The 13,598-nt window shown below is 73.2% G+C and carries 2 protein-coding genes and 1 pseudogene; 1 reads left to right on the top strand and 2 read right to left on the bottom strand.

Translation table 11 applies throughout. The features are described 5' to 3' along the window. Nucleotides 1-35: 35 nt before the first annotated feature. Complete coding sequence (locus tag ACVDFE_RS35470; protein ID WP_458434450.1) at nt 36-4,844, bottom strand: type I polyketide synthase; 4,809 nt, start codon at nt 4,842-4,844, stop codon at nt 36-38. Continuing rightward, nucleotides 4,841-10,121, bottom strand: a pseudogene (locus ACVDFE_RS35475) (SDR family NAD(P)-dependent oxidoreductase); the annotation flags it as partial. The pseudogene ACVDFE_RS35475 and the gene ACVDFE_RS35470, both read right to left, overlap by 4 nt. Nucleotides 10,122-10,762: 641 nt before the next feature. On the opposite strand from ACVDFE_RS35475, the gene ACVDFE_RS35480 reads away from it, so the two are divergent. Continuing rightward, nucleotides 10,763-13,546 (top strand): AAA family ATPase, encoded by a 2,784-nt coding sequence (locus ACVDFE_RS35480; RefSeq protein ID WP_458433531.1) that lies wholly within the window; start codon nt 10,763-10,765, stop codon nt 13,544-13,546. The last annotated feature ends 52 nt before the right edge of the window (nt 13,547-13,598 follow it).

The following is a 13,598-nucleotide window of genomic DNA, read 5'->3' on the forward strand; positions in this document are numbered from 1 at the left end:
GCCACTCCTGTGCGAAGCCGAGGGCCGCGGCCGGATCAGGCCGAGCCGAGTTCTTTGTCGATGAAGGCGAAGACGTCGTCCGCCGACGCCTCCTCCAGCCGTCCGGCCAGCACAGCCGCCCCGTCACCGACGAGGGCCTCGTTCAGGTCGGTGAGCAGCGCCTGCAGCCGCATGGTGATCCGGCCCTGCTCCAGGTCGGACGGGCTCATCGCGGTCAGCCGGGCGGCCATGCCCTCCAGCTCGGCCACCACGCCGTCCACGGTGCCCGCCGCGTCCGCGGCCGCGCCGCCGCCGATCTGCTCGTCCAGGTGCCGGGCGAGGGCCAGTGGCGTGGCGTAGTCGAAGATCAGCGTCGCGGGCAACGGGACGCCGGCCGCGCTGCTGATCCGGTTGCGCAGGTCCACCGAGGTCAGCGAGTCGAAGCCGAGGTCGCGGAACGCGGTGCCCGGCTCGATCGCGGTACCGCTCTCGTAGCCGAGCACCGACGCGGCCTGGGTGCACACGAGGTCCTGCAACGCCCGGTCGCGCTCACCGGCGGTCAGGCCGGCGAGGCTGTCGGCGAAGCCCGCGAGCTCGGCGGTGCCGGCACCGCCGCCCGCGCTGACGGTGGCCCCGGGAAGCTCCGCCAGCAGCGGGCTCGGCCGCGTCGCGGTGAACGCTGGGGCGAAGGTGGACCACTCGACGTCCGCGACGGTCACCGCACTGTCGCCTCCGTCGAGCGCACGGCGCAACGCCACCAGCGCTTTGCCGGGGTCGAGCGCCGTGATGCCCATGGCGGCCGTCGCGGAGCGCACCGCGCCGTGTGCCGCCATGCCCTCGCCGCCCCACGGTCCCCAGGCCACCGACGTCGCCGCGAGTCCCATGCCACGGCGGTGCTCGGCGAGCGCGTCGAGGTAGGCGTTGGCCGCCGCGTAGTTGGCCTGGCCCGCGCCGCCGACCGTCGCGGTCAGCGAGGAGAAGAGCACGAACGCCGAGAGGCCCTTGTCCTTCGTCAGCTCGTGCAGATGCCTCGCGGCGTCGGCCTTCGGCGCGAAGACGCCGCTGAACCGCTCGGGCGTGAGCGAGTCGAGCACGCCGTCGTCCAGCACGCCCGCGAGGTGCACGACCGTCGAGAGTGGACGGTCTGCGGGGATGCCGTCGAGCAGTGCGGCCACCGCGTCGCGGTCGGCCACGTCGCAGGCGACCAGGCGCGCCTCGACACCCGCCGCGGCCAGTTCGGCGACGAGCTCGTCCGCACCGGGTGCCTCCGCGCCGCGCCGCGAGATCAGCAGCAGGTGCTTCGCACCCTGGTCGACGAGCCAGCCGGTGACGGCGGCGCCGACCGCACCGGTGGCGCCGGTGACCAGCACCGTTCCCTCCGGCTCCCAGCGGGAGGCGATCCGCGCGGGCGCGGGTTCGAGCCGCCTGCCGTAGGCGACGGACTCGCGGACGAGCAGCTGGTCCTCGTCTCCCGGGTCGGCGAGCACGGCCGCGAACCGCGCCACGGCGGCGGTTCCCAGCTCGGCGGGCAGGTCCACGACGCCGCCCCACCGGTCGGGGTGCTCCAGCGCGGCGACCCTGGCGAGGCCCCAGACCGCCGCCTGGTCGACCCCGGTCACCGCGGATGAGGCGCCGTGGGCCACCGCATCCCGTGTGACACACCAGAGCGGTGCGCCGTGGCCGGCGTCGCCGAGGGCCTGGACGAGGGCCGCGGTCACCGCGGCCGCCTCCACCGCGGTGCCGGCGGCCGGTGCGAGCAGCGACAGCACTCCGTCGGCGCCGGGGCCGGCCGAGGCGAGCAGCTCGGCGAGCGCGGTGCGACCGGTGCCACCGGGCACGGCGAGCACCTCGGTCCGCAACCCGGCCGCCGCGAGACCGTCGAGCACCGCGCGCGTCCAGTCGTCGGGGTCCTGCGGTGCCAGGACGAGCCAGGAGGCCGCTCCACCGGGCGTCGCGGGCGGTGCCAGCGGAGCCCACGTGACCCGGTGGCGCCAGGCGTCGGCGGCCGCGTCGGCGCGCTGCCGGTCGTACCACGAGGCGAGTGCGGGAAGCACCGGCGCGACCGAGTCCTCGCCGACGCCCAGCGTCGCGGTGAGAGAGGCCAGGTTCCCTTCGGACACCAGGTCCCAGAAGGCGGCGGTCACGTCGCCGCGGGTGCCTGCGGACCGTTCGGCCTGCAGGATCGGCGCGTCCTCCCAGTAGCGGTCGCGCCGGAACGGGTACGTCGGCAGGTCCACCTTGCGGCCGCCGGCGAACACGGCCCTCCACTCAGGACCTCCGCCGGTGGTGTGCAGTGCGCACAGGGCTTCCACGAGGGTCTCGTCCTCGGGCCGGTCGCGCCGCTGCGTGCGGAGGACCGCGACCGTCTCGCCCACCACGGCCAGTGCCATGGTGGTCAGCACCGAGTCCGGCCCCACCTCGAGCAGCCGCGTCGCGCCTTCCTCGACCAGCGTGGAGACACCGTCGCCGAAGCGCACGGCCTGGCGCACGTGCCGCACCCAGTACTCCGGTGAGGTCAGCTCCTCCGCCGTGGCGAGCACGCCGGTGACGTTGGAGACCACCGGCAGCGAGGGCTCGTGGAACGTCAGTCCGGACAGGACTTCGCGGAACTGTCCGAGCATCGGGTCCATGCGGTGCGAGTGGAAGGCGTGCGAGACGGTCAGGCGGGTGGTCTTCTCGAAGTGCGCGGCCACCGCGGTCACGGCGTCCTCGTCACCGGAGATCACGACCGAGCGCGGTCCGTTGACCGCCGCGATGTCGACGCCCTCGGTCAGCAGCGGGACGACGTCGGCTTCGGCGGCCAGCAGCGACACCATCGCACCACCGGACGGCAAGGCCTGCATCAGCCTGCCGCGCGCGGCCACCAGCGCGACGGCGTCCTCGACGCTCAGCACGCCCGCGACGTGCGCGGCCACCACCTCGCCGATCGAGTGACCGCCGACGTGGTCGGGACGCACGCCCCAGTGCTCCAGCTGGCGGTAGAGCGCGGTCTCGAAGGTGAACAACGCCGCCTGCGTGTAGGCCGTGCGCGCGAGCGCCGTCACGGCGGCCGGGTCCTCGGGGTCGGCGAACATCAGGTCGCGCAGCGGTTCGTCGAGGTGCTTGCCGAACGCCAGGCAGAGCTCGTCGAAGGTCTGCGCGAACACGTCGAACCCGGCGTGCAGCGTGCGGCCCATGCCGGGTCGCTGGGAACCCTGGCCCGAGAAGAGGACCGCGAGCCCGCCGGGCGCCCCGGCGACGACGGCGGGGGTGTCCCCGGACGCGACCGCGCGCAGCGCCTCCAGCAGTTCGGCGCGGTTCCTGCCGGTCACGGCGGCGCGGTGGGAGAACGCCGCGCGCGTGGTGGCGAGCGAGAACCCGATGTCGAACGGATCGGCGTCGGCGTCGTCGCCGAACCTCGCGCGCAGCCGGTCGGCCTGACGCCGCACGGCGTCGGACCCCTTGCCCGACAGCACCCACGGCACCACCGGCAGCGCGGCGCGCTCCCGCTCCTGCCCGGCGGCGGGCTCGGGTGCCTGCTCGACGATCACGTGCGAGTTGGTGCCGGAGATGCCGAACGACGAGACACCGATGCGGCGCGGGTGGTCCTGCTCCGGCCAGTCGCGGGTCTCGGTGAGCAGCCGGACGTTGCCCGCGGACCAGTCCACGGCCTTGCTCGGCTCGGTGACGTGCAGCGTCTTCGGGAGCACGCCGTGCCGGATCGCCTGGACCGCCTTGATGATCGAGGCCACGCCCGCCGCCGCCTGCGGGTGACCCATGTTCGACTTGATCGAGCCCAGCCACAGCGGCGCCTGGCGGTTCTGGCCGTAGGCGGTGATCACGGACTGCGCCTCGATCGGGTCCCCGAGCGTGGTGCCGGTGCCGTGCGCCTCGACCGCGTCGACGTGGTGCGGTGCGAGCCGCGCGTCGGCGAGCGCCTGCTCGATCACGCGCACCTGCGCCGGGCCGCTGGGCGCGGTGAGGCCGTTGGAGGCGCCGTCCTGGTTGACCGCGCTGCCGCGCACGACGGCCAGCACCTCGTGCCCGTTGCGCACGGCGTCCGAGAGGCGTTCGAGCAGCAGCATCCCCGCTCCCTCCGACCAGGCGGCACCGGCCGCGTCGTCGGAGAAGGAGTGGCAGCGCCCGTCCGGGGACAGCGCGCGGCGCTCGCTGAACTCGAGGAACATCTCCGGGCTCGCCATGACCGCGGCGCCGCCGGCGAGGGCGAGCGTGCACTCCCCGCGGCGCAGCGACCCGATCGCCGAGTGCAGTGCGACCAGCGAGGACGAGCACGCGGTGTCCATCGTGACCGCGGGCCCCTCCAGTCCGAGCGTGTAGGCGATGCGGCCGGAGACGATGCTGCCGGAGATGGTGCCGCCGACGTAGTCGTGGTGCATCAGTCCGACGAAGACCCCGGTCGGGGTGCCCTTGCAGGCCCCGGGGTCGATTCCCGCGCGCTCGAACGCCTCCCACGTGACCTCCAGCAGCAGTCGCTGCTGCGGGTCGGTGCCCGGAGCGTCCTTGGGGCTGATGCCGAAGAACGCGGGGTCGCACTCGGCGGCGTCGTGCAGGAAGCCGCCCTCGCGGACGTAGGAGGTGCCGGGCGGGCCGGGCTCGGGGACGTAGAACGACTCGGCGTCCCAGCCCCGGTCGGACGGGAACTCGCTCACCACGTCGACGCCGTCGGCGACGATCTCCCACAGGTCCTCCGGCGTGCGCACCCCGCCGGGGTACCGGCAGCCCATGCCGATGATCGCGATGGGCTCGCGGTGGCGGTCCTCCAGCTCGCGGACGCGGCGGCGGCTGCGCTCCAGCTCCGTCGTCGCCCGCTTGAGGTAGTCGCGGAGCTTGTCCGCAGTCGCCGAATCTGCCGTGGCATCCATCAGAGGGCTCCCAGTTCGTTGTCGATCCTCGCGAAGAGCTCGTCGTCGCTCGCCTCGCCGGCATCGGGCGAGGCGGGTTCGGAGCCGTCCGTGCGGCCGTCGCGCCAGGCGTGCAGCAACGCCTCCAGCCGTGCCGTCACGCGGGCCTGCCCGTCACCGTCGCCGTGCAGCGCGCGCAGGGCCGCTTCCAGGCCGTCGATCTCGGTCAGCACCGCCTGGGCGAGGTCCTCGGGGCCGGGCACGAGTGCGGCCTTGAGGTGCGCGGCGAGCGCGATCGGGTTCGGCTGGTCGAACACCAGCGTCGCCGGGAGGGTCAGTCCCGTCGCCGCGGCGAGCAGGTTGCGCAGCTCCACGGCGGCGAGCGAGTCGAACCCCAGCTCCTGGAACGCGCGGCCCGGGTCGATCGACTCGGCCGACGGGTGGCCGAGCACACCGGCCACGTGAGTGCGCACGAGGTCCAGCAACGCCTTGTCCCGCTGCGCTTCGGTGAGCGACGCGAGTCGCTCGCGCCAGCCCGCGCCGTTCGCGGCGCCGGCACCCGGCTCGGCTGCCCGCCGCGGTGCGCGCACGAGACCGCGCAGCAACGGCGGCACACCGCCCGCGCGGTGCCGCACGGCGGCCGCGTCGAGCCGAGTGGGGACGAGCACCGCCTCCTCGCCACCGACCGCGGCGTCGAAGAGGCGCAGGCCCTGCTCGGCGGTCAGCGGCGGGAACCCGAGGCGCCGCAGGCGTTCGGTGTCCGCCTCGTCCATGTCGTCGCTCATGCCGCCGGTGCCCGTCCACAGGCCGTAGGCGAGTGAGACGGCGGGAAGTCCCAGCGCGCGGCGGTGCTCGGCGAGCCCGTCGAGGAAGGTGTTCGCCGCGGCGTAGTTGCCCTGGCCGCCCGGTACCAGCGTGCCCGCGGCCGACGACAGCAGCACGAAGGCCGACAGGTTCCGTTCGCTCGTGCAGCTCGTGCAGGTGCCACGCGGCGTCCACCTTCGGCCGCAGCACCCGGTCGACGCGCTCGGGGTCGAGCCCGGCCAGCACACCGTTGTCCACCACGCCGGCCGCGTGCACCACGGCGCGCACGTCGTGCTCGGCGAGCAGCGCGGCGAGCGCCGCGCGGTCCGTCACGTCGCAGCGGGCGAGCGTCACCGACGCGCCGGCCGCCTCCAGCTCCGCGCGCAGCTCCTCGGCGCCGGGCGCGGCCGCTCCCCTGCGCCCGGCCAGGAGCAGCCGCCGCACACCGCGTTCCGCGACGAGGTGCCGCGCGAGCTGCGCGCCGAGGCCACCTGTGCCGCCGGTGATGAGCACAAGTCCGTCGGAATCCCAGGACAGCGGTTCGGCCGACTCGGCCCGTGCGAGGCGCGGCACCCACAGCTCACCGCCGGCGACGACGACCTCCGGCTCGCCGACGGTCAGCGCCGCGCGGACCGCGTCGTCGGCGGCGACCTGCTCGTCGGTCGCGGCCAGATCGGTGCTCACGACGAGGAACCGGCCGGGGTTCTCCGCCTCCGCGGCGCGGATCAGCCCGCGCACGGCCGCGTGGGCGAGGTCGCCCGTGCGCAGCACCACGGCCAGGCGGCGTCCGGCGGACAGCGGGTCGTCCAGCCACCCCCGCACCCGGTCGAGCGTCGTGTGCACGCGTTCCCGCACCATTCCCGGCACCTCGTCACCGGCGTCGGGCACCGGCGGGACGAACACGGGGTCGGTGTCGGAGCGGTCGGCCGCACCGGACGCCGCGACCAGCTCGATCCGGTACAGCGGCAGGTCCGCGGAGCCCGCGAGCGCCTCCGGGGACACCGGGCGCGCGACGAGGCTGCGCACACTGGCCACCGGGTGCCCGTGCTGATCGGACAGCTCGAGCGACACCGCACCCGTCCCGTCCGGCGAGAGCCGCAGCCGCAGCACGTCGGCTCCGGCGCGGTGCAACCGCACCCCGCCCCACGCGAACGGCAGCACGGCACGTCCGTCGGGCAGGTCGAGCAGGTTGACGTGCAACACGGCGTCGAGCAGCGCGGGGTGCAGGCCGAACCCGGCGGCGGTGCCCCGGGCGGAGTCGGGTAGCGCGGCTTCGCCGAACAGCTCGTCGCCGCGGCGCCACATGGCCCGCAGGCCCTGGAACACCTCGCCGTAGCCGTAGCCGGTGCGCGCCAGCCGCGGGTACAGGTCGGCCAGCTCGACCGGCTCCGCTCCCTCCGGCGGCCAGACCTCCGGCGCCGCGGCCGCTTCCCCCGCACCCGCGGCCAGGGTGCCGCTCGCGTGGCGCGTCCAGGAGCCACCTTCGTCGGCGGCGTCACCCCGGCGGGACCAGATGGTCAGTTCACGGCGGTCCGGCGCGTCGTCGCGCGCACCGCCGACGACCACCCGGACGGCCACCGCGCCGTCGCCGGGGAGGAGCAGCGGTGCGTCGAGGGTCAGCTCCTCGACGGTGTCGCACCCGACGTGCTCGCCCGCTCGCAGGGCCAGCTCGACGAACGCCGTACCGGGCAGCAGCACCGCGCCGTGCACCGAGTGGTCGGCCAGCCAGGTCTGCGCCGTCGGCGAGAGCCGTCCGGTGAGCACGGCGGCCCCGTTCTCGGGCACGTCGGTCGCCGCGGGCACCAGCGGGTGCCCGGTCGAGTGCTGGCCGAGCCCCTCCGGGTCGCCCGCCGGCGTCGTGCTCTCCTCCAGCCACAACCGTTCGCGCTGGAACGCATAGGTCGGCAGCTCCACCCGCTGGGCGTTGTGGGCGGCGAAGAAGCGCTCCCAGTCGACTGTGCCCCCCGCGGCGTGCAGGGTCGCGGCGGCGCTGACGACGTCCAGTTCCTCGTCACCGTCGCGGCGGAGCCCGGCGATCGCCACGCTGTCACCGCCGAGTGCGTCGGCGGCGAGCGCGGTGAGCGCGGCGTCCGGTCCCAGCTCGACGAACCGGCGCGCGCCGAGCGCGTGCGCAGCCGCCAGCGCGGGGGCGAAGCGGACCGGTTTCACCACGTGCTCGACCCAGTACTCCGGTGTGGTCAGCGCGGTGGTCGCGAGCTCACCCGTCATCGTCGAGACGATCGGCACCCGCGGCTCCGCGTAGGAGCACCGTTCCGCCACCTGCGCGAACTCCGCGAGCATCGGACGCATCAGCGGCGAGTGGAAGGCGTGGGACACGGTGAGCCGCTTGACCTTCCCGAACCGCGCGGCGAGCTCGTCGACGGCTTCGGCCGTGCCGGAGACGACGACCGACCGCTCGCCGTTGACGGCCGCGAGTGCCACCTGGCCGGTGAGGAACGGCGCGACCTCGGCCTCGGAGGCCCGCACCGCGGCCATCGCGCCCCCGGACGGCAGTGCCGCCATCAGGCGACCCCGCGCACCGGTCAGCGCGACCGCGTCCTCCAGCGAGAACACACCGGCGACGTGAGCGGCGGCCAGCTCACCGACCGAGTGGCCGACCAGGTGGCCGGGCACGATCCCCCAGGACTCGAACAACCGGTACAGCGCGACCTCCACGGCGAAGATGGCGAGCTGCGCGTAGTCGGTGCGGTTCAGCAGCTCGGCGTCGCCGTCGATCACGGCGGCCAGCGGCTCGTCCAGGTACCGGTCCGCGAGCACGCACACGGCGTCGAAGGTTTCGGCGTACACGGGGAACGCCGCACGCAGCGCGCGGCCCATGCCGATCCGCTGCGAACCCTGGCCGGTGAACAAGAACGCCGTCGAACCCCTCTTGCCGGCCAACGGGGACGCGAGGGCGAGCCGGTCGAGCAGCTCCCCCTCGTCCCTGCCGACGGCGATCACGCCGTGCTCGAACCTGGACCGTGTGACGGCAAGGGACAGCGCGACGTCCGCACTGCGCAGCTCGGGGTGTTCGGCGAGGTGCGCTCGCAGGCGGGCACGCTGGTCCTCGAGTGCGCGCGGCGTGCGCGCGGTGACGATCCACGGCACCGCGGAACTCGCCGGTGTCCCGGCCTCCGGGGGCGGTGCCGGCGCGGGAGGCTGCTCCAGCACCACGTGCGCGTTGGTCCCGCTGAGCCCGAACGAGGACACGGCGGCCCTGCGCGGCCGGCCGGTCTCCGGCCACGGCTGCCGCTTCACCGCCAGCTCGACGGCGCCCGCGGTCCAGTCCACCTGGTCGGTGGCGGTGTCGGCGTGCAGCGTCGGCGGAACCTCGCCGTGCTTCATGGCCAGCACCACCTTGATCACGCCCGCGATCCCGGCCGCGGCCTGGGCGTGACCGATGTTCGACTTCACCGAACCGAGCAGCAGCGGGTGCGCGCGGTCCTGACCGTAGGTGGCCAGCAGCGCCTGCGCCTCGATCGGGTCGCCCAGCGCCGTACCGGTGCCGTGCGCCTCCACGACGTCCACGTCGGACGGCTTCAGACCGGCACTCGCCAGCGCCTGCCGGATGACGCGCTGCTGCGACGGCCCGTTCGGCGCGGTCAGCCTGCTGCTCGCACCGTCGGAGTTGATCGCGGAACCGCGGATCACCGCGAGCACGGGGTGACCGTTGCGCTGAGCGTCGGACAGGCGTTCCAGCAGGACCATCCCGGCGCCTTCGCCCCAGCCCGTGCCGTCCGCGTCGGCCGAGAACGCCTTGCACCGGCCGTCGGGAGCAAGTCCGCGCTGCCGCGAGAAGTCCACGAACGTCTCGGGAGTCGACATCACCGTCACGCCGCCGGCCAGCGCGAGTGAGCACTCGCCGGACTGCAGCGCGCGCACCGCCCAGTGCAGCCCGACCAGGGAGGAGGAACAGGCGGTGTCGACGGTGACGACCGGGCCTTCGAGCCCGAAGGTGTAGGCGACGCGACCGGAGGCGATGCTCGCGGCGCTGCCGTTGGAGAGGTAGCCGTCGAGGTCTTCCGGGACCGAGGTGATCCTGGTGGCGTAGTCGTTGTACATGACGCCCGCGAAGACTCCGGTGCGGCTGCCCCGCAGGGACGACGGGGCGATGCCGGCACGTTCAAACGCCTCGAAGGACGTTTCGAGCAACAGCCGCTGCTGCGGGTCCATGGCGAGCGCTTCACGCGGGCTGATGCCGAAGAAGTCGTGGTCGAACTCGGCGGCGTCGTGCAGGAATCCGCCCGTGCGGGCGTAGGTGTGCCCGCGGCGCGACGGATCGGGGTCGTACAGCGCCGAGATGTCCCAGTTCCGGTTCGACGGGAACTCCGAGATCGCGTCGACACCGGAGGAGACCAGGTCCCACAGGTGTTCCGGCGCCGTGACGCCACCGGGGAACCGGCAGCCGATCCCGATGATCGCGACCGGGCCGCGTTCCCGCTCTTCCTGCTCGCGCAACCGCTTCCGCGCCTCCCGCAGCTCCGCCGTGGTCCGCTTGAGGTAGTCGAGGAGCTGATCTTCGTTGTTCACCAGCGCGCCATCCGATCACGATCGCCGTGCCTGTTCGGCCGTTGGCTTCCGCCCGCGGACCCCCTTGGCCGCTCTGCATCGGAGGCTAGGGAGACGGCATTCACGTCAGGTACCCCTAATGCCCCCAGGAGGGCGTCCTGCAGTGCAGGGGTCAGACGTGGGGACGGGCCGGCACACCCTGGCGCAGGTCGCTTGCCGGAGAGGGCCGGATGAGACCGGCACACACGCGCGACCAAGTGGTTTAGGAGAATTCCCAGGACGGTTCCGCGTTGATCCGCGAGTCAGTTAACAACGGTGTTACCGGCAGGTTCACCGTCCGGAAAGGATCTTGAACGGCCGGGCGCGAATTGAGACATGTGCCCTTCGTACACCGGCGAAAGTATCCCGAATCGTGCTAGCTTGGACCCATGCCGGGCAACACCGCTGCATGACATGAGCGACTCCGGAAGCAGTCATTGCGGAGTCGTTCCCCGTGAGGTCGGAGTGACCGCGGACGAACGGTCATCACCCTTCTCACCGGCGGTGGCTTCGCACCAGGGCGCGGCCGCACACAACGGCGAGTGCGAGTTCCCCGGCTCCCTGCGGGTACTGGGACGGAATACGAGGCGATGGCGCGCATATTCGGTCGAACGAGAGAACTGGCCAGTCTGCACGAAGCATTCGTCGAGAGCACCAGAGGAAACGGCCTGCTCGTACTGGTGAGCGGCACACCCGGTTCCGGAAAGACCCAGGTTCTCGACGAGTTTCTGATCAGCGTCCGGGAATCGGGTGCGCGGATACTGCACGCCACGGCAGACCCCGCCTCCCGGGACAGACCGCTGAGCCTCGCCCGGAATTTGCTGAAGAACAGCGGAACCGCCTGCCCGGAGCTGTGGAGCGAAAAGCAAGACCACATCGTTTCCGACCGCGTTCACCCTCCGCGAGAAAAAAGTGAAGAAGTCGATTTCCCCACGGCCGAGCTGGAAGCCTCTGCGGAGGCTCTGCTCGGCCGCGCGGACGAGGACTGCCCGCTGGTGCTCGCGGTGGACGACGCCCACCTGATGGACGCCTGGTCCACCACGAGCATCGTGCACCTGCTGCAGCGCGGCCGGTTCCGCAAGCTGCTCGTCGTGTGCACGCTCGGGATCGAGGACGACGCCTCGCGCACCGTCTCCTCCCGGCAGCTGAACCGCCATCCGCACCGGCGCATCCGGCTGGCGCCGCTGTCCGCCGCGGAGCTCGCCGAGCTGCTCGCCGCGGACGCCGGAGGACCGCCTTCCGAGGAACTGACGACCGGGTTCTCCCGGATGACCGCGGGTGTCCCGCTGCTCGCGCACGCGCTCCTGGACGACTGCAAGACGCGCGGCGCCCTGGTCGAGCGGCCGGTCGCGGGAGCCGCGTACCGCAACGCGGTCCTGCAACTGCTGCACCGCAACTCGTCCGAGAAGATCCACGTGCTGCGGCTGCTGGCGTTGTTCGGCGAGTCCGTCCAACACCTCAGCGACACCATCGACAGCGTCAACCTGTCCGAGACCATGGGTGTGAGCGACGAAACGGTCAGCAACGCCGTCGACCGGGGCAACTCGACCGGCCTGCTCACCGGTCGCCGTTTCCTCGACCCGGCCGCGGCGGCCGCGGTGCGCGAGGACATGAGACCGGACCTGCGCACGACGCTGCACTGCAGGATCGCCGAAGCGCTCTACAACTCCGGCGCACCGGCCGAGGTGGTCGCCTCACACCTGCTCGCCGCCGAGCTCGTGCCGGCGGGCTGGGGCACGAGCACGCTGCGCAGCGCCGCGGAGGCGGCGCTCGGGCGGGACGACCTCGAACGCTGTGCCGCCTGCCTCCAGCTCGCCCTGCGCGGCTGCTCCGGCACCGCGGAAAGCCACGAGATCACCGCGGCGCTCGCCAGGGTCGAGTGGCTCACCAACCCGGCCGCGGCCGGCAGACGCCTCGACCCGCTGCGGCAGGCCGCCGAGAAGGGCGAGCTGGACCTGCGTGATGCCACCACGGTGCTCCGGCACGTGCTGTGGCAGGGCGACACGGAGCTGGCCGGCCGGATCGCGGAAGCGCTGCCGCCGCCGGTCTCCTCGGCCGACGAGCTGGTGCGGCAAGAGGTCGACATGATCCGGCAGTGGTTCTACGGCGCGGGCGAACCCGCCGGCCCCTCCCGTTCGAACGGGCACCCCGACAAACGGCGCACCATGTACGGCATCATGGCGCCGCTGAGCGCGCTGCTCAACGGGGTGGACACGGCGGAGTCCACCACCGCGCTGGCGCAGTGCCTGCAGGGCCACCGGCTGGACGACCTCAACCTCGAGATCGTGGCGATGTCGCTGCTGGCGATCGCGTACGCCGGCCAGCCGGCGCTGGCCGGCGCCGCCTGCGAGGGACTGCTGGAGTCCGCCGTCGCGCGGCGTGCCAAGACGTGGCAGGCGATCCTGGGGAGCGTGCAGGCCGAGGTCGCACGATTACAGGGAGACCTGCCGGCCGCGCTGACAGGGGCGAGGGAGGCGGTGGAGCTGCTGGCCCCGCAGGGGTGGGGTGTGCTCATCGGCCTGCCGCTGTCCACCGCGTTGTTCGCCAACCCCGGGCTGGGCGCGATCGCGCACAACGAGCAGCTGCTCAACCTCCCCGTGCCGAAACCGATGTACCGCACCGTGTTCGGCGTGCAGTACCTGCGCGCGCGAGGGCACCACTACCTGGAGACCGCGCAGCCGTTCGCCGCACTGAACGACTTCGAGACCAGCGCACGGCTGATCCGGGAGGGCAACTCCCAGCTGCAGCGCGGCATTCCGTGGCGCACCGACCTCGCCATGGCGTACCTGCGGCTGGGCAAGACGCGCACGGCCCGCACACTGGCCGAGGAGGAGCTGCGGCGTTCGCGGACCAGCAGCGCGAACGCCCAGGCCCTCGCGCTGAGGGTGCTGGCGGCGACCAGCAAGCCCTACCAGCGCGCACCGCTGCTCCACCAGTCGATCGACCTGCTCAAGGCTTGCGGCGACCGGCAGTCCCTCGCTCACGCGTACGCCGAACTGGCGTCCGCGCACTACGAGTTCGGCGAGTTCGCCCGCGCACGGCTGGTCGCCAAGCACGCCGCGCGCGAGGCGGAGGCGTGCCGGATGGTCTCCCCCGTCGACCAGCACCTGCTCGAGGACGCGGAACCGACGGCCTCCGACTCCGACCAGAGGGGGACCGTCCTGCTCAGCGACGCCGAACGCCGCGTCGCGCACTTCGCCGTGCTCGGCTACACCAACCGCGAGATCAGCGACCGGTTGCACGTCACGATCAGCACCGTCGAACAACACCTGACCCGCGTGTACCGCAAGCTCAACGTCGCCAAGCGCTCCGGCTTCCCGTCGGACATCATCGTCGGTGAGCAGGCGCAGCGGCAGAAGACGGCGGTGGACTGACAACCGCCCGGGGGACGAGCCCAGACGTGCCGAAGCGGCCCGCCACAGGATG

This window comes from Lentzea chajnantorensis (assembly GCF_054300775.1).

Bases quoted from the DNA above. Each gene is read 5' to 3' on its own strand.
- ACVDFE_RS35480 (WP_458433531.1), top strand. From the start codon at position 10,763: ATGGCGCGCATATTCGGTCGAACGAGAGAACTGGCCAGTCTGCACGAA.